General features: G+C 69.4%; 25 protein-coding genes and 1 riboswitch. Of the genes, 18 read left to right on the forward strand and 7 right to left on the reverse strand.

The window, feature by feature from the left end; all coding sequences use genetic code 11:
• Window positions 1–96: 96 nt before the first annotated feature.
• The 4 genes from EHW97_RS02460 to purU are packed head-to-tail and all read left to right on the forward strand — an operon-like array spanning window position 97 to window position 3,716.
• Window positions 97–873 carry an ABC transporter ATP-binding protein gene (locus EHW97_RS02460; RefSeq protein ID WP_243696265.1) on the forward strand — a complete coding sequence of 259 codons (777 nt, stop codon included), beginning with the start codon at window positions 97–99 and terminating at the stop codon, window positions 871–873.
• Between the two features lie 24 nt (window positions 874–897).
• Window positions 898–1,683 (forward strand): TSUP family transporter, encoded by a 786-nt coding sequence (locus EHW97_RS02465; RefSeq protein WP_124235579.1) that lies wholly within the window; start codon window positions 898–900, stop codon window positions 1,681–1,683.
• A 22-nt stretch (window positions 1,684–1,705) separates the two neighbouring features.
• Window positions 1,706–2,863 (forward strand): acyl-CoA dehydrogenase family protein, encoded by a 1,158-nt coding sequence (locus tag EHW97_RS02470; RefSeq protein WP_124235580.1) that lies wholly within the window; start codon window positions 1,706–1,708, stop codon window positions 2,861–2,863.
• Window positions 2,853–3,716, forward strand: coding sequence for a formyltetrahydrofolate deformylase (gene purU / locus EHW97_RS02475; protein ID WP_124235581.1), 864 nt, complete (start codon window positions 2,853–2,855; stop codon window positions 3,714–3,716). The genes EHW97_RS02470 and purU overlap by 11 nt, the downstream gene beginning before the upstream one ends.
• A 9-nt stretch (window positions 3,717–3,725) precedes the next feature.
• Here purU and EHW97_RS02480 read toward each other — a convergent pair whose 3' ends face one another.
• Genes EHW97_RS02480 through EHW97_RS15465 form a run of 4 tightly spaced genes read right to left on the reverse strand, consistent with a single transcriptional unit; the run spans window position 3,726 to window position 6,763 of the window.
• Window positions 3,726–4,919, reverse strand: coding sequence for an AI-2E family transporter (locus EHW97_RS02480; protein WP_208001828.1), 1,194 nt, complete (start codon window positions 4,917–4,919; stop codon window positions 3,726–3,728).
• A gap of 10 nt (window positions 4,920–4,929) precedes the next feature.
• Entirely contained in the window at window positions 4,930–5,613 is a 684-nt protein-coding gene (locus EHW97_RS02485) for a uracil-DNA glycosylase (RefSeq protein ID WP_124235583.1), read from the reverse strand.
• Window positions 5,610–6,152: an MFS transporter gene (locus EHW97_RS15460; protein ID WP_208001829.1), complete on the reverse strand. Its 543-nt coding sequence runs from the start codon at window positions 6,150–6,152 to the stop codon at window positions 5,610–5,612. Before EHW97_RS15460 ends, EHW97_RS02485 begins: the two co-directional genes overlap by 4 nt.
• Window positions 6,143–6,763 (reverse strand): MFS transporter, encoded by a 621-nt coding sequence (locus EHW97_RS15465; protein ID WP_208001830.1) that lies wholly within the window; start codon window positions 6,761–6,763, stop codon window positions 6,143–6,145. Before EHW97_RS15465 ends, EHW97_RS15460 begins: the two co-directional genes overlap by 10 nt.
• 64 nt (window positions 6,764–6,827) lie before the next feature.
• Here EHW97_RS15465 and EHW97_RS02495 point away from each other — a divergent pair, with 64 nt between their 5' ends.
• Complete coding sequence (locus tag EHW97_RS02495) at window positions 6,828–8,051, forward strand: MFS transporter (protein ID WP_124235584.1); 1,224 nt, start codon at window positions 6,828–6,830, stop codon at window positions 8,049–8,051.
• Between the two features lie 4 nt (window positions 8,052–8,055).
• Here the strand turns inward: EHW97_RS02495 and EHW97_RS02500 are convergent, their stop codons facing one another.
• Window positions 8,056–8,649: a GNAT family N-acetyltransferase gene (locus EHW97_RS02500; RefSeq protein ID WP_124235585.1), complete on the reverse strand. Its 594-nt coding sequence runs from the start codon at window positions 8,647–8,649 to the stop codon at window positions 8,056–8,058.
• A gap of 225 nt (window positions 8,650–8,874) precedes the next feature.
• Here EHW97_RS02500 and EHW97_RS02505 point away from each other — a divergent pair, with 225 nt between their 5' ends.
• Window positions 8,875–10,239, forward strand: a complete 1,365-nt coding sequence (locus EHW97_RS02505; RefSeq protein WP_124235586.1) for a hemolysin family protein — start codon at window positions 8,875–8,877, stop codon at window positions 10,237–10,239.
• Complete coding sequence (locus tag EHW97_RS02510; RefSeq protein WP_124235587.1) at window positions 10,236–11,267, forward strand: hemolysin family protein; 1,032 nt, start codon at window positions 10,236–10,238, stop codon at window positions 11,265–11,267. The genes EHW97_RS02505 and EHW97_RS02510 overlap by 4 nt, the downstream gene beginning before the upstream one ends.
• 22 nt (window positions 11,268–11,289) lie before the next feature.
• On the opposite strand, the gene EHW97_RS02515 is transcribed toward EHW97_RS02510, so the two are convergent.
• Entirely contained in the window at window positions 11,290–12,720 is a 1,431-nt protein-coding gene (locus EHW97_RS02515; protein WP_124235588.1) for an alpha,alpha-trehalose-phosphate synthase (UDP-forming), read from the reverse strand.
• A gap of 82 nt (window positions 12,721–12,802) precedes the next feature.
• Between EHW97_RS02515 and EHW97_RS02520 the strand changes: the two genes are divergently transcribed.
• The 11 genes from EHW97_RS02520 (at window position 12,803) to groL (ending at window position 22,303) form a co-directional block, all read left to right on the forward strand.
• Entirely contained in the window at window positions 12,803–13,093 is a 291-nt protein-coding gene (locus EHW97_RS02520; RefSeq protein WP_124235589.1) for a DUF3263 domain-containing protein, read from the forward strand.
• A gap of 3 nt (window positions 13,094–13,096) precedes the next feature.
• Complete coding sequence (locus EHW97_RS15470; protein WP_208001831.1) at window positions 13,097–13,663, forward strand: LytR C-terminal domain-containing protein; 567 nt, start codon at window positions 13,097–13,099, stop codon at window positions 13,661–13,663.
• Window positions 13,664–13,687: 24 nt separating this feature from the next.
• Window positions 13,688–14,482 (forward strand): trehalose-phosphatase, encoded by a 795-nt coding sequence (otsB, locus tag EHW97_RS02535; RefSeq protein ID WP_124235591.1) that lies wholly within the window; start codon window positions 13,688–13,690, stop codon window positions 14,480–14,482.
• Between the two features lie 143 nt (window positions 14,483–14,625).
• Window positions 14,626–14,737, forward strand: a riboswitch (SAM riboswitch).
• 8 nt (window positions 14,738–14,745) lie between these two features.
• On the forward strand, window positions 14,746–16,011 hold the full coding sequence (gene thrC / locus EHW97_RS02540; RefSeq protein WP_243696267.1) for a threonine synthase: 1,266 nt from the start codon (window positions 14,746–14,748) through the stop codon (window positions 16,009–16,011).
• A gap of 32 nt (window positions 16,012–16,043) precedes the next feature.
• Window positions 16,044–16,322: a ubiquitin-like small modifier protein 1 gene (locus tag EHW97_RS02545; protein WP_124235593.1), complete on the forward strand. Its 279-nt coding sequence runs from the start codon at window positions 16,044–16,046 to the stop codon at window positions 16,320–16,322.
• A 303-nt stretch (window positions 16,323–16,625) separates the two neighbouring features.
• Window positions 16,626–16,829, forward strand: coding sequence for a cold shock domain-containing protein (locus EHW97_RS02550; RefSeq protein ID WP_124235670.1), 204 nt, complete (start codon window positions 16,626–16,628; stop codon window positions 16,827–16,829).
• Between the two features lie 38 nt (window positions 16,830–16,867).
• Window positions 16,868–18,691, forward strand: a complete 1,824-nt coding sequence (locus EHW97_RS02555; RefSeq protein ID WP_124235594.1) for a hypothetical protein — start codon at window positions 16,868–16,870, stop codon at window positions 18,689–18,691.
• A gap of 11 nt (window positions 18,692–18,702) precedes the next feature.
• Window positions 18,703–19,059, forward strand: coding sequence for a hypothetical protein (locus EHW97_RS02560; protein ID WP_124235595.1), 357 nt, complete (start codon window positions 18,703–18,705; stop codon window positions 19,057–19,059).
• Complete coding sequence (locus tag EHW97_RS02565) at window positions 19,059–20,300, forward strand: hypothetical protein (RefSeq protein ID WP_124235671.1); 1,242 nt, start codon at window positions 19,059–19,061, stop codon at window positions 20,298–20,300. The genes EHW97_RS02560 and EHW97_RS02565 overlap by 1 nt, the downstream gene beginning before the upstream one ends.
• A 13-nt stretch (window positions 20,301–20,313) precedes the next feature.
• Window positions 20,314–20,490 (forward strand): hypothetical protein, encoded by a 177-nt coding sequence (locus EHW97_RS15230; protein ID WP_166367346.1) that lies wholly within the window; start codon window positions 20,314–20,316, stop codon window positions 20,488–20,490.
• Window positions 20,491–20,671: 181 nt separating this feature from the next.
• Window positions 20,672–22,303: a chaperonin GroEL gene (gene groL, locus EHW97_RS02570; RefSeq protein ID WP_124235596.1), complete on the forward strand. Its 1,632-nt coding sequence runs from the start codon at window positions 20,672–20,674 to the stop codon at window positions 22,301–22,303.
• Between the two features lie 146 nt (window positions 22,304–22,449).
• On the opposite strand, the gene EHW97_RS02575 is transcribed toward groL, so the two are convergent.
• A complete protein-coding gene (locus EHW97_RS02575; RefSeq protein WP_124235597.1) occupies window positions 22,450–23,586 on the reverse strand; it encodes an ROK family transcriptional regulator in 1,137 nt (378 codons plus the stop codon).
• Window positions 23,587–23,594: the final 8 nt, after the last annotated feature.

Genomic DNA, 23,594 nt, shown 5'->3' on the forward strand with positions numbered 1-23,594 from the left:
TCTGGAGGGGATGCAGCGATGGTACGCGCGTCCGTCTCATCTTACGGACACCGGGTCCGTTGGGTGGACGAAGCGCACGCTGCGTACAGTGACGCCGTGAACGCCGTACGACTCGCGGGCGTGACGTTCGTGCGCGCCGGCCGGGAGATTCTCCACGGCATCGACCTCACCGTCGGCCGCGGCGAGCAGTGGGCGCTGCTCGGTCCGAACGGTGCCGGCAAGTCCACCCTGTTGTCGATCTGCTCGGCCACGACCTTCCCCAGCAGAGGCACCGCTCGCATCCTCGATGCCCAGATGGGCCGCGTGGACCTGCGCGAGCTGCGGCGCTCGATCGCCGTGGTCGACTCCCGGCATCCCCTGCGCTCGAACCTTCCCGTCCTCGACATCGTGCTGACCGGCGTCACGTCCACGATCGAGCGAGTTCCCCGGTGGGAACCCACCGATGACGAGCGCAAGCGTGCCGAGGACCTGATGAGTCAGCTCGGCGTCGGTGAGGACCCGACTCAGCGGTGGCTGACGATGTCGCAGGGCGAGCGGGGTCGTACGCTCATCGCTCGCGCGCTGATGACCGATCCTGAGCTGCTGATCCTCGACGAGCCGAGCACGGGTCTGGATCTGGCTGCCCGCGAGCGGATGATCGCGACGATCGACCGGCTGCCGGAAACGGGCGTCACGACCATCATGGTCACCCACCACTTCGAGGAACTGCCCACCCGAACGACCCACGCCGCGCTCGTGCGGGCCGGACGACTCGTGGCGGCCGGGCCGGTCGAGGAGGTGCTGACCGACGAGAACGTCAGCGCCACCTTCGATCACCCGGTGCGGATCGAGCGCATCGGCGGACGCTGGTCCGCCCGCACCCGCACCCCGTGAACCCCGGTCCTAGGGTGGGTCCTCGTGGATGATCCGACGCTCGCGGTGCTCGCCTTCATCGCTGCGGCGGCGTTCCTCGCCGGCTGGACCGACGCGGTCGTCGGAGGCGGAGGGCTCATCCAGCTTCCGGCACTGATGATCGCGTTCCCGCACGCTGCCCCCGTGCAGCTGCTCGCGACGAACAAGGCCGGTTCCATCGCCGGGACGTCGGTGTCCAGCCTGACCTACCTGCGCCGGGTCCGGCCCGATCTGCGCACGGCCCTGCCGCTCGCGCTCGCCGCCTTCGCCGGATCGCTGGGCGGAGCGTTCGTCGCCTCGTTCATCCCGCGTGACGCGTTCAATCCGGTCACCCTCGTGGTGCTCGTCCTGGTCGGCGCCTACACGCTGCTCAAGCCGGAGCTGGGTCGTTCGAGCCTCCTGCGATTCAGCGGCCGTCGCCACTACGGGGCGGCGATGCTGACCGGCGTCGCCATCGGTTTCTACGACGGGGCCCTCGGTCCAGGGACGGGATCGTTCCTGGTCTTCGCCCTCGTCGGCTGGCTGGGCTATGGCTTCCTCGACGCCAGCGCCAAGGCCAAGATGGCGAACTTCGCGACCAACCTGGCGTCGCTCATCGTCTTCATCCCGCAAGGCGCGGTGATGTGGAAGGCCGGTCTCGTCCTCGCGACCTTCAATGTCCTCGGCGGCTACCTGGGTGCGCGGACGGCTGTGGCGAAGGGCGCGGTGTTCATCCGGATCGTCTTCGTCGTGGTGGTCGGCGCGTTCATCGTCAAGATCGGCTGGGACGTCGTGCAGCAGTTCTGGGGCTGACCCGCGGCGATACCCTGCCGACATGGACTTCGCCCTCGACGAGACCGACGAGCAGATCGCCCAGGTGGCGCGGACGTTCGTCGACCGGGAGATCGTGCCGCACATCCGCGACTGGGATCGTGCGGAGACGGTCGACACCGCGATCGTGCCGCGGATGGGTGAGCTCGGGATCCTCGGGCTCGGCATCGACGAGGAGTACGGCGGCACCCCGTCGAGCTTCCAGGCGTACGCCGCCGTGATGGAGGAACTCGGCCGTGGCGACAACTCGGTGCGCGGCATCGTGTCGGTCAGTCTCGGCCTCGTCGGTAAGAGCATCGCCGCCTTCGGCACGCCCGAGCAGAAGCAGGAGTGGCTGCCGCAGATCACTTCCGGCACCGCGCTGGGGTGTTTCGGTCTCACGGAACCGGACTCCGGCTCCGATCCGGGATCGCTGCGGACGCGGGCGCGGCGCGACGGCGACGACTGGGTGTTGAGCGGCGAGAAGATGTTCATCACCAACGGCACGTGGGCCAAGGTCGCCCTGGTGTTCGCGCGGACGAGCGACGAGGGCGGCCGGGGCATCACCGCGTTCCTCGTGCCGACCGACACGGCCGGGTTCACCGCGCACACGATCCACGGCAAGCTCGGGCTGCGAGGGCAGGCGACCGCATCGCTCTCGCTGGAGGACGTGAGAGTGCCGGACGGGGCGCGGCTCGGGGAGGTCGGCCGCGGACTGCCGATCGCCCTCGCCGCGTTGACCAAGGGCCGCATCTCCGTGGCGGCCAGCAGCGTCGGGGTCGCCCAGGCGGCGCTCGACTTCGCCCTCGACTACGCGACGGAGCGCACGCAGTTCGGGACGCCGATCGCCGGCAAGCAACTCGTGCAGGAGCTGCTGGCCGACTCCGCCGTCGAGATCGACGCGGCGCGCCTGTTGACCCGGCGCGCGGCCTGGGGGATCGACCAGGGGGCGGGGCTCAAAGCGCTCTCGCTGCACGTCTCGATGGCCAAGCTCGCGGCGAGCGAGACCGCGGTCGCGGTGACCAACCGCTGCCTCCAGGTGCTCGGGGGCTACGGTTTCATCGACGAGTACCCCCTCGGCAAGTACCTGCGTGACGCCCGCGTGCTCACCTTGTACGAGGGCACGAGTCAGATTCAAAAGCTCATCATCGGACGGGAGTTGACCGGTCTCAATGCCATGTGATACCTCGAGCGACTTCATCGTGACGCTGTCCTGCCCGGACCGCGTCGGCATCGTCGCGGCCATCTCCTCGACGCTCGCGGAGAACGACTGCACGATCGTGGAGTCGCAGCAGTACGCGGACCCGGACACGCGCCAGTTCTTCATGCGGGTGCGTTTCCTGTCGGCCGAGCCGCGCTCCCTGGACGACATGCGGGAGCGACTCGGTGCCGCGGTCGCGGACTTCGACATGACGTGGGACCTGCACGACACGACGGCCCCGATGAAGGTCGTGGTGATGGTCAGCAAGCAGGGTCACGTGCTCAACCACCTGCTCTTCCGCTACCGCACGGGCCAGTTGCCGGTCGAGATCGTCGCCGTCGTCTCCAATCACACGACGTGGCAGGACGAGGTGCGCTGGCACGGCATCGACTTCCACCATCTCCCCGTCACTCCGGAGACCAAGCGGGAGGCAGAGCAGCAGGTGCTCGCTCTCATGGAGGAGACGGGTGCCGAGGCGCTCGTGCTCGCGCGGTACATGCAGATCCTGTCCGACGAGATGTGCCGTGCGGTCCACGGCCGCGCGATCAACATCCACCATTCGCTGCTACCGAGCTTCAAGGGCGCGCGTCCCTACGAGCAGGCGCACCGCCGGGGCGTCAAGGTGATCGGCGCGACGGCCCACTACGTGACGGCCGAACTCGACGAGGGACCGATCATCGAGCAGGACTTCCGGCGAGTCGACCACCGGTCGTCGGCGGCGGAGCTCGCCCACCTCGGCCAGGACCTCGAGGCCCGGGCCCTCGCCCACGCTCTGCGGGCGCACGCCGAGCACCGCGTGCTCCTCAACGGCGTGAAGACCGTGGTGTTCGACTGACCGTCGCGATCAGGGGGAGGACGGCCGACTGTCGGGCGCCGTCTCGTCGGCGGGCTCCAGCTCGGCCGGAGGGTCCTCCTCGTCCGGGTCGACCGACCCGCGACGGTCCTCCGGCGGCGCCTCGGGGGAGACCTGCTGGTCGATCTGCTCGTTGAGGTAGCGCAGGATCTCCACGACGACCGCCGCGACCGGCACCGCGAGGAACGCGCCGGTGATGCCGAACATGGATCCTCCGGCCGTCACCGAGAGCAGCACGATGCCGGCGTGGAGCTTCATGCTCTTGCCCTGCAGCCACGGCGAGAGCACGTTGCCCTCGAGTTGCTGGACGGCGACGATGATCAGCACGACGATGATCGCGTCCTGGAAGTCGTTCGTCACGAGCGTCACGAGCACCGCGAGTGCGCCGGTCGCGAACGCACCGACGATCGGAATGAACCCGCCGAAGAACGTGAGGATCGCCAGCGGGATGGCGAGCGGGACGCCCACGATGACCAGGCCCAGACCGATGAAGAACGCGTCGATGGCCGACACGAGGCCCTGCGTCCGGATGAAGCCGCCGAGGGTGTTCCACGAGCGGGTGAGCATCTCGGCCAGGTGGCCGCCGGCGCGACGGCCGCCGACCCGGCGGACGAACGGCAGGAAGCGGTGCCCGTCCTTGAGGAAGAAGAACGTCAGAATCAGTGTCACGACCAGATTGACCAGGACGCTGGTGACGGTGCCGATCGTGTTGAAGACGCCGGTGCCGATGTCCAGCGCGGAGTCCTGCAACCAGTTCTGGACCGCGTCGATGGCGTCGGTGATCTGGCCTTCGGTGACGGAGAACGGTCCCTCGGTGAGCCACCGCTGGATCTCGCTGAGTCCGCTGGCCGCACTGTTGACGATCCGCGGCGCCTCGTCGACGACCTGCGGGATGAGCAGCGAGAAGACGAAGAACACCCCGCCGACGAAGCCGAGGAGCGTGACGGCGGCGGCGAGCGCGCTCGGGAAACCGATCCTGCGCAGGGTGCGGGTCGGCGGTTCGAGGACGGTGGCCACGAGGATCGCGAGGGACACCGGGAACCAGACCATCCAGGTGCGGCCGATGACCCAGCCCAGGATGTAGAGGGCCGCCGCGATGATCACGACGCGCAGCCCCCAGCGTTGAAGGTGCCCGAAGCCCTCGTCGATGACTCTGCCGCGGTCGCGGATGCTCGTCTCGCTCACGCTAGTGAGCCTAACGGCCCAGATCCCAGTTCACTGGTTCCGCGCCCTGCTGTCGCAGGAGTTCGTTGGCGCGGCTGAACGGGCGAGAGCCGAAGAAGCCTCGCGACGCCGACAGGGGACTGGGGTGGGCGGAGGTGATCCTCGGTGTGTCGCCGAGGAGCGGGGCGAGGTTCTGTGCGTCCCGGCCCCACAGGATGGCGACGAGCGGTCGCTGCCGGGCGACGAGGGCGCGGATGGCTTGTTCGGTGACGGCCTCCCAGCCCTTGCCCCGATGGCTCGCCGGCGTCCCCGGACGTACCGTCAGCACGCGGTTGAGCAGCAGCACACCCTGCTGCGCCCACGGGGTGAGGTCACCGGACTCGGCGGGCGCGATGCCCAGATCGTCGTGCAGTTCGCGGTAGATGTTGACGAGGCTCCGCGGCAGCGGGCGGACGTCCGGCATGACGGAGAACGACAGTCCCATCGGGTGGCCGGGAGTCGGATACGGGTCCTGGCCGGTGATGAGGACCTTCACGTCGGCCATCGGCTCGGCGAACGCCCGCAAGATCGCGTCGCCCGCCGGGAGGTAGCCGTGGCCCGCGGCGATCTCTGCGCGCAGGAAGTCCCCCATCGCGGCGATGCGGTCGGCCACCGGGGCGAGTGCTTCGGCCCAGTCGGAGGCCAGGAGTTCGTCGAGGGGTCGGCGTGCGGTCATCGGGCACTATCGTGCCGCAGTGCCTGCGGCGCGAGTGCCGCGGCCACGAGGCAGCCCGCGAGCGGCACGATAAGGGCGCGGTCCAGCCCTGCCGTCGAGGAGATCGCGCCGATCACCGAGGGCCCGGCGAGCAGGCCCACGTACCCCATTCCCACAGCGCGAGCGAGATACACGCCGCTGTAGCGCCGATCAACGTTGCCGGCGGCCGAGTAGAACTGGGGAGCGCAGCCCGCGAGGCCGATGCCCACGACCGTCCAGCCGAGCAGGCCGATCACGGGACTGGGCGCGGCGACGGTGATCGCGAAGCCGATCGCTCCGAGGGCGGCGGCCCGCCGGACGAACGGACCCGGTCCCCAGGCGCGGACGAGGAGGTCGGCGACGAGGCGCACCACCGTCATCGCGACCGAGAACGCCCCGAACGCGAGCGCGGCCGTCGACTCGCTGGAGCCGAGATGATCGCGCAGGTGCACGGTGCTCCAGTCGAAGGCGACGCCCTCGGACAACATCAGCACGAAGGCGAGCCCGCCGATCAGCACCACCCGGCCGGTCCATGGCGGCCGGCCCTCCGGACGCAGCGCGTGGGGGCGTCATGGTGGGGCTCGGGCGGCAGCAGCAGTGGCCGCAGGGCCAGGGCCGTCGCGATCGTGACGATGCCGCCGCCGGCGAGCGCCACGGGTGCGCCGACCTTCAGAGCGAGCAGGGCTCCACCGCTCAACGACGCGACGAGGCCTCCGGCGGAGAAGAACGCGTGGAACGACGACATGATCGGGTGTCCCCAGTGCTGCTCGACCTGAACGGCGTGCGCGTTCTGGGCCACGTCGACGAAGCCGTTCGTCGCGCCGAGCACGATGACCGCCGCCGCCAGGCCGAGTTGGTCCTGCGCGAGCCCCGGCAGTGGAAGCGCCAAGCCCATCGCGACCATCGCCGTCACGACCACGGCTCGGCTGCCGAACCGGTCCACGAGCGGTCCCGCGGCCTGCATCCCGATCCACGCGGCCACGCCGAGCACGAGGAGAAGCAGCCCGAGCTGGTGGTCCTCGACCCCCGTCCGGTCCTTGATCACCGGGATGTGCACGACCCACATCCCGAGCACGAACCCGTTGAGTCCGAAGATCCCGCTGGTGGCGACGCGGGCGGGCAGGAGACGCACCCGACGACTCTAGAGCGTCCCGACCGCCGATGCGGCCCGGCGATGCCGTTAGACTCGGGCTGCTTTGTCTGCCGTCGCGTCGTACCGCGCCTTGTTGCGCACTGTCGGGCCCGCCTACGTCCTCGTAGCCTTCCTCGGGCGTATTCCGCTTGCCATGAGCCAGCTCGGCACCCTCGTGATGGTCAGTGAAGCCAGCGGCCGTTACGCCTGGGGAGGCGCCGCCGCGGGGGCGCTCGCCATCGCCAATGCCGTCGGTGCGCCGATCGCGGGACTGCTGGCCGACCGCATCGGACAGCGCCCGGTGGTCTTGGTCCAGTCGATCCTCGGTGCGGTCGGACTCGTCTCGCTGGTCGTCGTGACCACGCCCGAGGCGTCACGTTCACTCATCGTCGCGGTCGCGGCCGTCACCGGGCTGATGCTTCCGCAGGTCGGGCCGCTCGCCCGAGTCCGCTGGCGCCCGATCACGGAGCGCAGTGAGGCCGATCCGGTGCGCCGGCGCCGACTCGTCGACGCGGCGTTCTCGTACGAGGGAGCGGCCGATGAAGCGTCCTTCGTCCTCGGTCCCGCCCTTATCGGCGTGCTCGGCGTGCTCGTCGACCCGGCTGGAGCTGTCGTGACGGCCGGTCTCGTGCTGGCCGTCTTCGGCACCTGGTTCGCGGTGCACCCGACCGCTCGTCTGGTGAAGCGAGCTGCAGCCCACGCAGCGGAGAATCACCGGTTCTGGTCGGTCGCCTTCGTCGTGCTCATCAGCGCCCAGTTCTGCGTCGGCACCCTGTTCGGCAGCATCCAGACCGGCACCACCGTGCTCGCGACGGCGGCCGGGCAGGCGGGTCTCGCCGGCCTCATCCACGCCTGCCTCGGCATCGGCAGCGTCATCGCCGGACTGGCGATCACGGCGCTGCCCGAGCGCATCCTGTACTCGACACGCATGCTCGTCGCGGCCGCGGCGCTGTTCGCGCTCGCGCTCCCGCTGTTCTGGGTCGATTCGCTCGCCGCGCTCGTGGCCGTCATCGTCGTGCTGGGCTTCGCGGTCGCGCCCTACATGATCAGCAACTTCGCTCTGGCCGGGATCCTCGTGCCGCTGTCGGGCGTCGGGACGGCGATGACCTTCCTCGCTGCTGCGACCGGGCTCGGCTATGCGACGGGCGCCGCAGTCGCGGGCCGCGCCGCCGATGCCGGCGGCCACCAGCCGGCGTTCGTCGTCACGATGTGCGCGGCCGGAGGGGCGTTCCTGTTGGCGTTGCTGGCCAACCCGATTCTGCGCCGGGCCCGCGTCGTCAACGCCTGACTCGTTACCGGGGTAGCGCCAGCGCTTCCTCGAGCCGGCTCCGCGCCGCGGGCCACTCGTCGTCGACCATCGAGAACACGACCGTGTCGCGCCAGGTCCCGTCCGGCCGCTGTTTGTGCTTGCGAAGGACGCCCTCACGCAGCGCGCCCAGCCGCGAGATCGCCGCCTGCGAACGCTCGTTGCGGATGTCGGTGTGCCACACCACGCGGACGCACTCGAGCTCCTCGAAGGCGCGTCGCAGGAGGAGGAGCTTCGCCTCCGTGTTGTGCCCCTGGCGCCAGTGGCTGCGTCCCAGCCACGTGTGTCCGATCGCCACGGTCAGCACAGACGGGTCGATATCGTAGAACGTCGTCATGCCGACCGCCTTGCCGCTGGCGACGTCGACCTGCGCCCAGGGCACGATGGCGGGAGCGTCGAGGTACCACGCGACGAAGGACCGCATCTCCTCCAGCGAGGTCGGAACCGGCCGGCTGAGGTGCCGGAACACCTCCTCGTCCGCCGCCTCGAACAGGTCGGACGCGTGCTCCTGGCCGAGCGGGACGAGGCGGACGAGATCACCGGCGAGGGTGGGCGCGGCGTAGTAGTCGTCGTGCGGCATGCCCCGCACGTTACGCGGGCGGAAGCTCGCGCTGAGACCTGCAGTGGCGTGAACTTGCGCACCTTCGGCACACTAGGGTCGTCGCCGCGTCCGAGGCGCGGCGACCCTTGGTGACCGATCACCGAGGTACCCGCCCCCTTCGAGTGAGGACACGATGCCGAGCACCGCTCCGCGTTCCGACGACCCTCCGAGTTGTAGTACCGAGGCGCCAGGGGGTGAGCGCCGATGAGTGTCGTCTATCTGTTGCTGGGCCTGGTGGTCGTGCTGGTGATCACCGCGGCGACCGCCTACTTCGTGGCCCAGGAATTCGCCTACATGGCCGTTGACCGGTCCCGACTGAAAGCTCGCGCCGCCGCCGGCGACGCCGTGGCCGAGCGCACCCTCAAGGTCACCGGCCGAACCTCCTTCATGCTGTCGGGCGCCCAGCTCGGCATCACCGTCACCGCGCTGCTGGTCGGCTACGTGGCCGAACCGCTGATCGGCGAGTCGGTCGGCGACCTGCTCGGCGGCGTGGGTGTCTCCACCGCCGTCGGCGTGGGCCTCGGCACGGTGCTCGCGCTGCTGCTCTCGACGATCATCCAGATGCTGTTCGGGGAGCTCTTCCCCAAGAACCTCGCCATCGCGACGCCAGAACCCGTCGCGCGGGCGCTGTCGCGGTCGACGTTGATCTACCTCAAGGTCTTCGGCTGGCTCATCAGCGTGTTCGACCACGCCTCCAATCTGCTGCTGCGCATGCTCAAGATCGAGCCCGTGCACGACGTGGAGAGCTCTGCGACCGCGCGCGACCTCGAGCACATCGTGGCCGAGTCGCGCGAGTCGGGGGACTTGTCGCCGGAACTGTCGATGATGGTCGACCGCATCCTGGACTTCCCGCGCCAGGACGTCGAGCACGCCATGGTGCCGCGGTCGCGCGTCGTCGCGATCGAGTCCGACGAGACCATCGGTGCCCTGCGTGAACGCATGGCGTCGGGGCACTCGCGATACCCGGTCATGGAGGAGGGGCGCATCGTCGGCGTTGCGCACCTCGTCGACGTCCTCGAGCTCGACGACGTCGACGCGCCCGTCACCTCCATCATGCGGCCGGCGCTCGTCATCCCCGAGCTCATGCCGCTGCCCAACGCGCTGGCCGCGTTCAACGACACGCGCGAGCAGTTGGCGTGCGTCGTCGACGAGCACGGGAGCTTCTCCGGCGTACTCACGCCCGAGGATCTGTCGGAGGAGTTCGTCGGGGAGATCGCCGACGAGTACGACGAGGTGTTCCCCGTCGCCGAGCCCGAGGGGCCCGGCGTGTGGCGGGTCTCCGCCGAGGCGCACATGGACGAGGTCGAACGTCTCCTGGAGCGCGACCTCCCCAACGGCGACTACGAGACGCTCTCCGGCCTCGTCATCGCCAACCTGGGCCGGTTGCCCGAAGAGGGCGACCAGGTGCGCGTCGAGCTGCCGCCGGACCCGGGTGCTCTCGCGCTCGGCGAGGAGCCCGAGCCGGAGTACCTGACCGTGACGGTGCTGGAGTTGCGTGACCACGTGGCCTCGACGGTTCGCGTGGAGCTGGCCGAACCTGCGCGTGCGAACGAGGAGGAGGGCCGATGAGCGAGAACCCGTGGGTGGTCACCACCGCCACCGTCGTCATCATCGCGTTGAGTGCGTTCTTCGTCGCGATCGAGTTCGCTCTCATCGCCGCCAAGCCGCACCGACTCGAGGACGCCGCGACCGAGAGCCGCTCCGCCCGCGCCGCGCTGCGGTCTTCGCACGAGCTCACGCTCCTGCTGGCCGGCTCGCAGCTGGGTATCACGATGTGCGCGCTCGCCCTCGGTGCCATCACGAAACCAGCGGTGCACCACGCCATCACCCCGGTGCTCGACGGCTGGGGGATGCCGTACTGGATCGCTGACACGCTGGCGTTCGTCCTGGCGCTGGTCATCGTGACCTTCCTGCACCTGGTCGTGGGAGAGATGGCGCCCAAGTCGTGGGCGATCGCGCACCCGGAACGGTCGGCGACCCTGCTCGCGATCCCGATGCGGGCCTTCATGTGGCTCGTCCGGCCGCTGCTGCGGGCGCTGAACCAAGCGGCCAACCGGCTTGTCCGGGCCGTGGGCGTCGAGCCGGTGGATCAGACGTCGTCGAGCCAGAGCCCGGACGACCTGCTCCAGCTCGTCCAGCACTCGGCCAACGTCGGAGCCCTGGACGCGGCGTTCTCGGCGCAGATCGCGCAGACGATCAACCTGCAGGATCTCACCGTCGCTGATCTGCTGGTGCCGGGCAAGGAGATCACGGCCGTCCCGTCCGACGGCACCGTCGCGGATGTGCAACGGGCGGCACGCGAGTCCGGGCATCTGCGCATCCTCGTCGGTCCGCGGGAGCGGCCCACGCACGTGGTGCACGTGCGCGAGACGTTGCTGCGCGACCCGGACGAGCCGATCGCCCCGGCGAGCCGCGAGGTGTTCACGCTGACCTCTCAGACTCCGTTGCACGAGGCGTTGACGACGATGCGTGAGTCGCGCAACCACCTCGCCGTCGTCGACGACGGCGAGCGGGTGACGGGGGTCATCACGCTGGCCGACGTGCTGCGCCGGCTCTCGCCGAGCGGTCAGGCGGTCGAGGCGCCGGCGACCGTGTGACGACCGACCCGGCCGGTGCCACTCACGCCACCGGCCGGGTGGTCTTCCCGTGCGGGTCGCGCTGTTCGTTGAGCTCGGTGAGGAAGTCGTTCGCCCAGCGGTCGATGTCGTTCTCCATGACCTGCTTGCGCAGGGCTTTCATGCGCCGGCCCATCTCGCGTGGGCTGGCGTTGATCGCCTCGAGCATCTTCTGCTTGAGGCCGTTGATGTCGTGCGGGTTGACGAGGTAGGCCTGCTTGAGCTCGGCGGCCGCGCCGGCGAACTCGCTCAATACCAGCGCGCCTTCGTTGTCCCAGCGGGTGGCGATGTACTCCTTCGCCACCAGATTCATGCCGTCGCGCAGCGGCGTGACGACCATGACGTCGGCGGCGCGGTAGAGCGCGGCCATCTCCTCACGCGGATACGAGGCGTGCAGGTACTGGATCGGCTGCTGGCCGATGCGGCCGACATCGCCGTTGATTCGACCGACGAGCCGGTTGATGTCGTCGCGCAGGATGCGGTATTGCTCGACGCGCTCGCGCGAAGGCGTGGCGACCTGGATGAACGCGGCGTCGTCGAGCTGGACGCTGCCGTCGGCGATGAGCTCACCGAACGCGCGCAGCCGCTGCGGCAGCCCCTTGGTGTAGTCGAGTCGGTCGATGCCCATCAGCACCGTGCGGGGATTCCCCAGACTCTCGCGGATCTGCGCGGCCCGCGCCTGCACCTCAGGCGTGCGGGAGAGCGACTCGAATCCCTCGGCGTCGATGGAGATCGGGTAGGCCTTCGCGAGCACGGTGCGGCCGTCGGGAAGGTAGACCGTGTCCCGGTGGGTCTTGTGACCCACGCGCTGGCGGACGAGTCGCACGAAGTTCTGCGCGGCACCGGGTGCCTGGAACCCGACGAGGTCGGCGCCCAGCAGACCCTCGAGGATCTCGCGGCGCCACGGCAACTGCTGGTACAGCTCGGTGGGCGGGAACGGGATGTGCAGGAAGAAGCCGATCCGCAGGTCGGGACGCAGCTCGCGAAGCATCTGCGGGACCAGTTGCAGCTGGTAGTCCTGCACCCAGACGGTCGCGCCCTCGTTCGAGATCTCGGCAGCGCGGTTGGCGAAGCGCTGGTTGACGGCGACGTAGGAGTCCCACCACTCGCGGTGGAACTCCGGGGGCGCGATGACGTCGTGGTACAGGGGCCAGAGGGTCGCGTTCGAGAACCCCTCGTAGTACTCCTGCACCTCCTGCTCGCTCAGGGGGATCGGCACGAGGTGCATGCCCGCGTGCTCGAAAGGCTGAAGTTCCTCATCGGCTGCGCCGTGCCATCCGATCCAGGCACCGTCGTGGCGTCGCATGACGGGTTCGAGTGCGGTGACGAGGCCTCCGGGGGAGGTCCGCCACTGCACCTCGCCGGTGGGCGAGGTGACGCGATCGACGGGCAAACGGTTCGCGATGACGACGAAATCGGTCCGCTCGCTCGGCATGTCTTCACCCTAGGACACGAAGCCGCCGACGGCTCGCCGTCGTGAATGACAGCGATGTGATTCATGCCGTAGGATTGTCGCCATGAGTGCAGTGGAGAAGTCGCAGGCGCCGGAATCGGCCAGCTCCCTCTCCGACCGCGATCGCGAGATGCTCGCCCTGGAACGGTACTGGTGGCAGTACGCGGGAGCCAAGGAGCAGGCCATCCGTGAGAAGTTCGACATGTCCGCCACGCGGTACTACCAGTTGCTCAACGCGCTCATCGACACCGAAGAGGCGCTCGCTTTCGACCCGTTGCTCGTCAAGCGCCTGCGCCGGCTGCGGGCGCAGCGTCAGCGTCAGCGCTCGGCGCGCCGGCTCGGCTTCGACGTCTGATCCGTGACCATCGAGGAACCCCCCGCGCCGTCGCACCGGCGGGAGACGGGGCGACGCACTGCCGTCCTGGCGGGGCTGACCGCCTTCGCAGTCGCGGCCGGGGTGCTCATCGCCCTCGCGCTGCAGCGCGGTGACGCCGACACTCCCGACGTCTCGCCGCCCACGTTGGCCTCACCGGCTCCGAGCGAGGCGACCGAGCCGGAGCCGCCTGCGGAACCGGAAGCCGAACCCGAACCCGAGCCGGAACCCGAACCGGAGCCTGAGCCGGAACCCGAACCGGAGCCCGAGCCGGCCCCGGTGGCCAAGACGCTGGGCGTCATGGTGCTGAACGGCACTCGCATCACCGGGCTGGCCGCCCGCACGACCGGCACCGTGAGTAATGCCGGCTGGAACGTCGTCGGCTCGGGCAACGCCCGGGGCAGCTACCCGGCCGACACCATCTACTACCCCGCCGGTGGATACGAGCAGGCCCGACTGCTCGCCGCCGACCTCGGGATCGGTCGCCTCATGCCCAACCTTCCCGACATGCCGAGCAACCGGCTGACCGTGGTCCTGGCGTCGGGCCGCTGACCGCGGACGGGCATACTCGACCCCATGACCGCCCGCCTTCCCGATCCGGTCCTGGCCGACCCCGAAGGAACCCTGCTCGGTCTCGATTTCGACGGGACGCTGGCCCCCATCGTGGAGGATCCTCAGCGCGCGTTCATCCATCCCGATTCCTTGGCGGCACTGCGTCGTCTCGGAGCTCGACTGGGGCAGATCGCCATCATCACGGGCCGCCCCCTGGACCAGGTGCGGCGGCTCGGTCGGTTCGAGGCGAGCGGCGGTCTGGATCACCTGGTCATCTGCGGTCAGTACGGGGCCGAGCGGTGGGATGCGTCCACGGGCGTGATCAGCCGTCCGCCGCAGCCGGAGTCCGTCGCCGAACTCGAGCGACGGCTGCCGCAGTGGCTCGCCGAACACGACGCTGAGGCGGTCCGGGTCGAGAACAAAGGGCTCGCGCTCGCGCTGCACACCCGGGGCGTGGCCCCGGGGCTGCTCGATGAGCTCGCCGCGCCCCTGAAGGCTCTGGCAGCCGAGCTCGACCTTGCGATCGAGCCCGGGCGGCAAGTCATCGAGCTGCGCGCTCCCGGGACCGACAAAGGTGATGCGCTGGCCGAGCTGGTCGAGCAGACCAAGGCGCGTCAGATCGTGTTCGCGGGAGACGACCTCGGCGATCTTCCTGCGTTCGACACGGTCGACTCCCTGCGCGCGAGCGGGCACTGGGGCTACCTCGTCTGTTCGGCCTCCGCGGAGCAGCAGGCTCTGGTGCCGCGGTCCGACCTCGTGCTCGACGGCCCCGACGACATCGCCGCCTGGCTCACCGAGCTCGCCGACGCCCTCTCCTGACTGCCGCCTTCTTCCTGCCGTTCGGCCGCGATTCCGGCCTTTGAGGGGCGTATGCCCCGTAGCGATGACCAAAATGTGGACGCGCATCTTGGATTGTGAGATTCGCGTTCGCCGGTCGCGAGGCCGCTCACTACGCTGAAGCCAACTCATCACGAGGGGCAGAGGGAACGGCCCGACGAAGCCCCAGCAACCAGCCGATCGGCGGCCAGGTGCTAATTCCGTCCCGGTCGAAAGTCGACCAGGGAGAGATGAAGGAGAGCTTCGTGAGCCTCACGCTCGATTCTGCGTCCACCCTTCGCGCCGGTGCCTTCGGCAACGCCACCCACCTGTCCTGTCGCGAGTGCGGCGCGACGCGCGAACTCGGCCCCCACTACGCCTGCAGCGAGTGCTTCGGACCACTCGAGGTCGCTTACGACTTCGGCCAGGTCACCCGCGAGCAGATCGAGGCCGGCCCGCGCAACATCTGGCGCTACAAGGCGCTGCTGCCGGTGCCGGACGACATCGAGACGAGCCCCAACCTCGAGCCCGGATTCACCCGGCTGCTCGACGCGTGCAACCTCGCCGCCGAACTCGGTCTCACCAAGCTCTGGGTCAAGGACGACAGCACCAACCCCACCAACTCCTTCAAGGACCGCGTCGTCGCGTGCGCGCTGAGCGCGGCTCGCGAGCTCGGCAGCCGTGTCTTCGCCTGCCCGTCGACCGGCAACCTCGCCAACGCCGTCGCCGCGGCGGGGGCGCGCGCCGGTATCCCGACCGTGGTCTTCATCCCGAGCAACCTCGAGACCCCCAAGCAGGTGAACTCGGCGGTGTTCACCGAGAGCCTCGTCGCAGTCGACGGGACCTACGACGACGTCAACAAGCTCGCGAGCGAGATCGCCGGCGAGGACCCGGGCTGGGCGTTCGTCAACGTCAACGTGCGCCCGTTCTACGCCGAGGGCTCCAAGACGCTCGGCTACGAGATCGCCGAGCAGCTCGGCTGGCGCCTTCCTGACCAGATCGTCATCCCGGTGGCCTCCGGCTCGCAGCTGACCAAGGTGCACAAGGCCTTCCAGGAGCTCATCGCGCTCGGTCTCGTCGAGGACAAGCCGTACAAGGTCTTCGGCGCCCAGGCGGACGGCTGCTCGCCGGTCGCCTCGGCGTTCAAGGCCGGGGTCGACGCCATCCGGCCGGTCAAGCCCGACACGATCGCCAAGTCGCTCGCCATCGGCAACCCGGCCGACGGCATCTACGTGCTCGACATCGCCCGCCAGACCGGCGGCGGGGTGGAGCAGGTGAGCGACGATGAGATCCGCGCGGCGATCGTGCTGCTGGCCCGCAACGAGGGCATCTTCACCGAGACCGCCGGCGGTACGACGGTGGCCGTCCTGAAGAAGCTCGTCGAGACCGGTCAGCTCGACCCGGACGCCGAGACCGTCATCATCAACACCGGTCACGGCCTCAAGACGCTCGACGCGGTCTCCGGATCGGTCGGGCCTCGCGCCACGATCGCCCCCACGTACGACGCCTTCACCGCGGCCGGCATCGCCTGATCCGCATCCCCACCGACTTCGAGGAGTTCTGCATGTCCGTGTCCGTCCGCATCCCCACGATCCTGCGTACCTACACCGGCGACGAGTCGCAGGTGACCGCCGAGGGGGCGACCCTCGCTGAGGTCGTCGACTCGCTCGACGCGACGTATCCGGGGATCAAGGCCCGCGTCGTCGATGAGGACGGCAAGCTGCGCCGGTTCGTCAACATCTACGTCGCCGAGGAGGACGTCCGCTTCGCCGACGGTCTCGACACCACGACCCCCGACGGCACCCAGATCTCCATCATCCCCGCCGTGGCCGGAGGCTGCTGAGCTCGCGCGAGTTCGGGCGGGGTGGAGCCCCGCCGTGGCCGGAGGCTGCTGAGCGGTTCATCGGTGGTCGAGTAGGCCGGAGCTCTGCGGAGGCCGTATCGAGGCCATGTGGCGTTGACTGGTCTCGATGCGCGGCTCGTTCCTCGCCGCTACTCGACCAGCTAGGGTGCGCTCGCCGGTACGCGGCCTTCTCGCCAGGCTGGTGTCAGCGATGTGAAACGGCTCTACACCTGACTGGGAGGCGACGTTACGCTGAACATGAAGGGTCCGGACGGGGCCCTGACGCAGAACAGGTGGGAACACATGATGCGAGGCACCGTCAAGTGGTTCAACCCCGAGAAGGGGTACGGCTTCATCGAGATCGAGGGCCACGACGACGTCTTCGTCCACTGGTCGAAGATCGCCATCGACGGCTTCAAGACGCTCGACGACGGCCAAGTGGTCGATCTCGATGTCGTGGAAGGACCCAAGGGCCGCGAAGCGCACGCGGTCGCCCCCATATCGTGACACTTGCGATGTCACATAGCCGATGACATACTCCCACTATGGTGGGACTCGAATCGGCTGCGACCCCTGCGGGCGGCGCAGCGCTCGACCAGGTGATCGGTCTGAGCGTCGCCAGCATGGTGCTCACGGCCGCGCTGTTCGCGGTGGCCTGGGCGCATCGCACGCACCGCATCGAATGGTTCGCCCGGATGGGCGACGCACTGCGGCGACGCACGGGCGAACCCGGATGGGCCGCCTTCGCCTCGCTGTTCATCGCCGGAGCACTCGTGGTGGCGCTCCTCGGCTTCATGTGGGACGTCAGCCTCCACGCTGGCCGCGGCCGCGATGAGGGGCCGCTGGCCAACCCGGCCCACTACCTCATCCTCATCGGCCTGTTCGCCCTGTTCATCGCCGGCATGGTCGGCGTCGTCTACGAGCGTGACGGTCGCCGGCCGTCCCGCGCGGCGGTCCGCATCACGCGGCGTTGGTTCGCCCCGGTCAGCGCGGTGTTCATCGCCGGCTGCGGCATCTACGCCCTGATCGGCTTCCCACTCGACGACGTGTGGCACCGGCTCTTCGGCCAGGACGTCACGCTCTGGGGTCCGACGCACCTCATGCTGATCGGCGGTGCCGGCCTCTCCACCGCGGGCATCGTGCTGATGCACCGCGAGGCCCAGCTGAGCGACGATTACGACCGCGGCTCGCGCCACACCGGCACACTGCACAAGGTCACGCTCACGTGCGCATTCGGTGCGATGCTCATCGGCCTGTCCGTGTTCCAGGCCGAGTTCGACTTCGGTGTCGCACAGTTCCGGATGCCCTTCGCTCCCATGATGATCGCCCTGGCGGCGGCGGTGACGTTCGTCGTCGCCCGCCTGTACGCCGGCCCGGGCATCGCGGTGGCCGCCGCCCTCTTCTTCCTCGTCGTCCGCGGCATCGTGTCGCTCATCGTGGGCGGGGTGTTCGGCCAGGCTCATCACCTGTTCCCGTTGTATCTCGGCTCCGCCGTCCTCGTCGAACTGCTGGCGCTGACGGCGCTGCGACGGCGCCCGATCCTGTTCGGAGCAGTGGCCGGACTCGTCATCGGCACGGTCGGCTCGGCGGTCGAGAAGCTCTGGAACGACGCCTTCTTCCCGTTCGCCTGGGCGCAGGACATGTGGGCCGAAGGCCTGCTCATGACGGTGCCGGTCGCAGTCTTCGCCGGCATGTGCGGTGCCCTGTTCGCGATGGGGATGCAGGGCCGTCTCCCGCGCCCGTCCGTCAGCCGGGGCATCTACCTCGGCGCGATCCTGGTGCTGGCCGTCAGCATCGGCAACGGCCTGTATTACACGACGCCCAAGGACGCCTCCGCGACGATCGCGATCGAGCAGGTCGGCACCGCGCAGGAGCCTGCGGTCGAGATCGAGATGACCGTCGAACCGGTCGACCTCGTCGACGACGAGTACACGTGGGTGCAGCTGATGGCGTGGCAGGGCGGCGGCCCCGGCGTCGTGTCCGACAACCTGGAGCGCACCGGCGACAACACCTGGCGCTCCACCAAGCCCGTGCCGATCGAGGGCAACTGGAAGACCCTCGTGCGGGTGCAGGACGGCCGGATGCTGACCGCCGTCCCGGTCTACCTGCCCGAAGACCCGGCCATCGGCGCCGAGGAACTGTCGGTCGAGGACACCGTGACGCGCGATTTCACCCGCGAGATCGAGATCCTCCAACGCGAGCGCGACCTCGGCGCCCCCACGTGGTTGTGGGCCGCCGGGAACACCGTGGTCCTCGTCTGCACGCTCGCCATGCTGTGGGGCATTGCCGCCGCGGTCGGCCGTGTCTCGCGCACCGTCCGTGACGACGCCGAGTCCCCGGCGGTGCCCGCGGAAGTGGCCGGCCGATGAGACTGCGGAGCGTGATCACCGCGGTCGCCGCAGCAGTGCTGCTCGCCGGGTGCGGCGGTTCGACGGACCGAGGTGACGAGGGCAGCGAGGCCGCCGAGCCGGTCGTCCTGGACGTGACGATCGCCGACGGCGAGGTCACGCCCACGAATGATCGGGTCGAGGTGAGCGTGGGGCAGGAGGTCGTCGCGCGGGTCACGAGTGACGCCGCCGACGAGCTCCACGTCCACGGTGAGCCGGAGGCGACGTGGGCGGTCGAACCCGGGATGGAGGGCGAGGAGTTCCGCTACACGCCGCAGATCCCCGGGCAGATCGCCATCGAGACGCACGGCCTGCACGCCACGGTCGCGACGCTCGTCGTGACGCCGTGATGCTCCTCGCCGGACCCCTCGCGACGCACGGTCTCGGTGGGCAGACCGACCTGCCCATCCCGTTCCCGGTCGCGGTGATCGGGGGAGCCTGGGCCCTCACGATCACCTTCGCGGTCGTCGCCTTCGCATGGCGCCGGCCGCGCTTCGCCGAGCCCGTCGACGTCGGCCGACCGCCGGCGATCCGCAGCTGGCTCACCGTGGTGGGCACCCTGGTCACCGTGTGGGTGTACGGCGCCCTCTTCCTCGGCTCTGACCAACTGCGCGCCGGGGCGGTCGGCTTCTTCTACACCTGGCTGTGGGTGGGTCTGGTCCCGCTCGCGCTCGTCGCCGGCCACGTGTGGCGCGATCTGTCGCCCTGGCGCGGCGTGCAGCGTCTCCTCGGCCGCGCGCTCGGTCGCCCGCAGGGATACCTCCGCTATCCGTCGTGGCTCGGGTACTGGCCCGCCGCTGCCGGCCTGCTCGCCTTCGTCTGGCTCGAGTTGTGCTCGCCGGATCCCGGGTCGACCACGTCGGTGCGCTGGTGGCTCGGCACCTACGCGGTGGTCACCGTCGTCGGGGGCGTCCTGTTCGGGCCGCGGTGGTTCAACCGGGCCGACCCGTTCGACGTCTACAGCGCCGTCGTCGCCCGCCTGTCGCCGCTCGTCGTCGACCGGCGCTGGCACCCGCACAACCCGCTGCGCACGCTCCCCACGGTCCCGCTCGACCACGGGCTGATCGCCATCGTCGCAGTGCTGCTCGGATCGACGGCGTTCGACAGTTTCGGTGCCTCGCAGGAATGGCAGCTCCGCGAGATGTCCACGCTGGGCGACACCGTCGCTCTCCTCGTCTTCGTGCTCGTCGTCGGCGCCGCCTTCGTGGCGGCGGCCATGGCCACCGGCGGCGTCACCCGTGCGCAGCGGCGTGCCCTGCCCGGGGATCTGGTGCATACGCTCGTGCCGATCGTCGTGGGGTACGTCTTCGCGCACTATCTGACGTACCTCGTGGAGAAGGGGCAGCGCGCCGTCATCGACCTGCTCGCTCTCGACGCGACTCCCTCGTTCTGGTTGTCCGAGCGGCCCATGCTCGTCGGCACGCTCAAGGTGGTGTTCGTGGTGGGCGGGCACATCCTCGCGGTGCTCGCCGCTCACGACCGCGCGCTGCTGACCCTGCCGCGGGCCCACCGGCTCACCGGGCAGCTCGCGATGATGGTGCTCATGGTGGCGTACACCTTCATGGGCCTGTACCTGCTGCTCTCGGTCTGACAGGGTGAAACGCGTGGAACTCCTGGGCGAACAGCTGATGGCCGACCATTCGGCCCTGCTCGCACTGCCGGCGCTCGTCCCCGCGGCCGCCGTGGTCGGGGCGATCCTCTACATCGCTCGCAAGGACCGCCGCGAGGAGGCCGAGGAGCAGCAACGGGCCGAACGGCAGGATGAGGGCGAAGCGCGCTGAGCGCGAGGTGCGTACCTGTATTGCGATGCGTTGATTAGCACTCGTATAGTGAGAGTGCTAGACCGGATCGGTCCGATGAGGCCGGCTGTCACGCCGAGACGGGATCGGCAACGGCAGCGGTCGTCCGTCGCGGGCATCGTCCGATCCGCACCTACGAACTCGTGTGGGAGATACGCACACCATGGCCAAGTCCATTGCATTCAACGAGGAAGCGCGCCGCGGCCTCGAGCGGGGCATGAACCAGCTCGCAGACGCCGTCAAGGTGACGCTCGGCCCCAAGGGCCGCAACGTCGTCCTGGAGAAGAAGTGGGGCGCCCCCACCATCACCAACGACGGCGTGTCCATCGCCAAGGAGATCGAGCTCGAGGATCCCTACGAGAAGATCGGTGCCGAGCTCGTCAAGGAAGTCGCCAAGAAGACCGACGACGTCGCCGGTGACGGCACCACGACCGCCACCGTCCTCGCTCAGGCGCTCGTCCGCGAGGGTCTGCGCAACGTCGCTGCCGGTGCCAACCCGATGAGCCTGAAGAAGGGCATCGAGACCGCCGTCGAGGCCATCAGCGAGCAGCTGCTGAACATGGCCAAGGAGGTCGAGACCACCGAGCAGATCGCGTCGACCGCCTCCATCTCGGCCGCCGACACCACGGTCGGCAAGATCATCGCCGAGGCGATGGACAAGGTCGGCAAGGAAGGCGTCATCACCGTCGAGGAGTCGAACACCTTCGGCCTCGAGCTCGAGCTCACCGAGGGCATGCGCTTCGACAAGGGTCACCTGTCGGGCTACTTCGTCACCGACCCCGAGCGCATGGAGACGGTCCTCGAGGACCCCTACATCCTCATCGTCAACAGCAAGATCAGCTCGGTGAAGGACCTCGTTCCGGTCCTCGAGAAGGTCATGCAGTCGGGCAAGCCGCTCGCGATCATCGCCGAGGACGTCGAGGGCGAGGCGCTGGCCACCCTCATCGTCAACAAGATGCGCGGCACCTTCAAGTCGGTCGCCATCAAGGCCCCCGGCTTCGGTGACCGCCGCAAGGCCATGCTCGCCGACATCGCGATCCTCACCGGCGGCGAGGTCATCAGCGAGGAGGTCGGCCTCAAGCTCGAGAACGCCGACCTCACGCTGCTCGGTACGGCTCGCAAGGTCGTCACCACCAAGGACGAGACCACCATCGTCGAGGGTGGCGGCTCGCAGGAGCAGATCAACGGCCGCGTCAACCAGATCAAGGCCGAGATCGAGAACAGCGACTCCGACTACGACCGCGAGAAGCTCCAGGAGCGTCTCGCCAAGCTGGCCGGCGGCGTGGCCGTCATCAAGGTCGGCGCGGCCACCGAGGTCGAGCTCAAGGAGCGCAAGCACCGCATCGAGGACGCCGTCCGCAACGCCAAGGCCGCCGTCGAGGAGGGCATCGTCGCCGGTGGCGGCGTGGCGCTCGTCCAGGCCACCGCTGCGGCGTTCGAGAAGCTCGAGCTCGAGGGTGACGAGGCCACCGGCGCCAACATCGTGCGCACGGCCGCTTCGGCTCCGCTCAAGCAGATCGCGGTCAACGCCGGTCTCGAGGGCGGCGTCGTGGCCGAGAAGGTCGCCAACCTGGAGCCGGGCCACGGCCTCAACGCGGCGATCGGCGAGTACGTCGACATGATCGCCGAGGGCATCATCGACCCGGCCAAGGTCACCCGTTCGGCGCTGCAGAACGCGGCCAGCATCGCGGCCCTGTTCCTCACCACCGAGGCCGTCGTGGCCGACAAGCCGGAGCCCGCTCCGGCCGGTGGCGGCGCGCCCGACATGGGCGACATGGGCGGCATGGGCTTCTGATCGCCTGACGCACCCGCACCACGCGAAGGCCCCCGGGAAATCTCCCGGGGGCCTTCGTCGTGCTGAGAACCCAGATTTGCGCTCAATTTGTCGACGCGGAGGCGCCGCGGTCAACGAATGGAGCGCAAATCTGGGGTCTGCGTGGGTCAGATGGTGACGGCCTCGAGGGCGGCCCTGACGGCACCGACGGCGGGGGAGCGGTCACCGAGGGTCGCGCGAGCGACTTCGGTGCGCAGCGCGATCGGCTCGAGCGCGTGCCGCCGCAGGCCGTCGCGTACGCCGGCCAGCAGGAGTTCGCCCGCCTCGGCCATGTCACCGCCGACGACGATGAGCTCCGGCCCGAGGATCTGCGCGAGCGCAGCGGCAGCGCGGCCGAGGTGGCGGCCGGCGTCCTCGATGAGCCGCCGGGCACCGAGGTCGCCTTCGACCGCCCGGCTCACGAACTCGCGCACCGTCAGGCCTGACTCGAAGCTGCTGAACTGTTGCGTGAGGGAGGTACCGCCGGCATACGCCTCCAGGCAGCCGCGGCTCCCGCACCGGCACAACGGTCCGTCCTCGTCCATCGTGAGGTGGCCGAGTTCGCCCGCGGTGCCGATCCCGCCGCGGAAGATCTTGCCGTCGAGGACGAGACCTGCGCCGATGCCCGAGGAGATCTTGAGGTACGCCATGGACCGGACGCCGCGTCCGGCTCCCTCGGCGTACTCTGCGAGCGCGCCGAGGTTGGCGTCGTTGTCGACACGCGCCGGTACGCCGAAGAGCTCGCTCACCGCGAGCTGCGCGTCGACCCCGATCCATCCGGGGAGGATCGAGCCGGAGTTGATGATGCCGTCGGCGCTGATCGGCGCAGGAAGCCCGACTCCCACCGAGCGCAGCGGGACCGCCGTGTCGAGCTGTTCGACGAGCCGCTCGAGCATGCTCTGAGCGAGCTTGAGGCCGTCGCGATAGTCGTGGTCGTTGTCCAGCGGCGCGAGTTCGGAACCGAGGATCGTGCCGCCGAGATCGGCGAGGCAGACCCGCACGTGCGCGTGCCCGAAATCCACGCCGGCGACGATGCCCGCGGAACGGGCGACCCGGACGACGGCGCCGCGGCGTCCTGCTCCGGCGACCGTGTCGACGACGCCTCCTGCGACGAGCTCCTTGACGATGTTGGAGACGGTCGCCGGCGCGAGGGAGGTCGAGCGCGCGATCTCCGCCTGGCTCACCTCGCCACCGTGCTGCAGCGCCTCGAAGACGAGTCGCCGGTTCTGAGCGCGCAGGGCGGCTGTGGTGTGGCGACCGGTCATGGCGACAC

Source organism: Aeromicrobium camelliae (assembly GCF_003850045.1).
In the GTDB taxonomy this organism is placed as follows: Bacteria; Actinomycetota; Actinomycetes; order Propionibacteriales; family Nocardioidaceae; genus Aeromicrobium; species Aeromicrobium camelliae.

Excerpts from the sequence above, each read along its gene's own strand:
- EHW97_RS02470 (WP_124235580.1), top strand. The coding sequence starts at position 1,706 with ATGGACTTCGCCCTCGACGAGACCGACGAGCAGATCGCCCAGGTGGCG.
- purU (WP_124235581.1), top strand. The coding sequence starts at position 2,853 with ATGCCATGTGATACCTCGAGCGACTTCATCGTGACGCTGTCCTGCCCG.
- EHW97_RS02485 (WP_124235583.1), bottom strand. The coding sequence starts at position 5,613 with ATGACCGCACGCCGACCCCTCGACGAACTCCTGGCCTCCGACTGGGCC.
- EHW97_RS02500 (WP_124235585.1), bottom strand. The coding sequence starts at position 8,649 with ATGCCGCACGACGACTACTACGCCGCGCCCACCCTCGCCGGTGATCTC.
- EHW97_RS02505 (WP_124235586.1), top strand. The coding sequence starts at position 8,875 with ATGAGTGTCGTCTATCTGTTGCTGGGCCTGGTGGTCGTGCTGGTGATC.
- EHW97_RS02510 (WP_124235587.1), top strand. The coding sequence starts at position 10,236 with ATGAGCGAGAACCCGTGGGTGGTCACCACCGCCACCGTCGTCATCATC.
- EHW97_RS02515 (WP_124235588.1), bottom strand. The coding sequence starts at position 12,720 with ATGCCGAGCGAGCGGACCGATTTCGTCGTCATCGCGAACCGTTTGCCC.
- EHW97_RS02520 (WP_124235589.1), top strand. The coding sequence starts at position 12,803 with ATGAGTGCAGTGGAGAAGTCGCAGGCGCCGGAATCGGCCAGCTCCCTC.
- otsB (WP_124235591.1), top strand. The coding sequence starts at position 13,688 with ATGACCGCCCGCCTTCCCGATCCGGTCCTGGCCGACCCCGAAGGAACC.
- EHW97_RS02545 (WP_124235593.1), top strand. The coding sequence starts at position 16,044 with ATGTCCGTGTCCGTCCGCATCCCCACGATCCTGCGTACCTACACCGGC.
- EHW97_RS02550 (WP_124235670.1), top strand. The coding sequence starts at position 16,626 with ATGATGCGAGGCACCGTCAAGTGGTTCAACCCCGAGAAGGGGTACGGC.
- EHW97_RS02555 (WP_124235594.1), top strand. The coding sequence starts at position 16,868 with ATGGTGGGACTCGAATCGGCTGCGACCCCTGCGGGCGGCGCAGCGCTC.
- EHW97_RS02565 (WP_124235671.1), top strand. The coding sequence starts at position 19,059 with ATGCTCCTCGCCGGACCCCTCGCGACGCACGGTCTCGGTGGGCAGACC.
- groL (WP_124235596.1), top strand. The coding sequence starts at position 20,672 with ATGGCCAAGTCCATTGCATTCAACGAGGAAGCGCGCCGCGGCCTCGAG.
- EHW97_RS02575 (WP_124235597.1), bottom strand. The coding sequence starts at position 23,586 with ATGACCGGTCGCCACACCACAGCCGCCCTGCGCGCTCAGAACCGGCGA.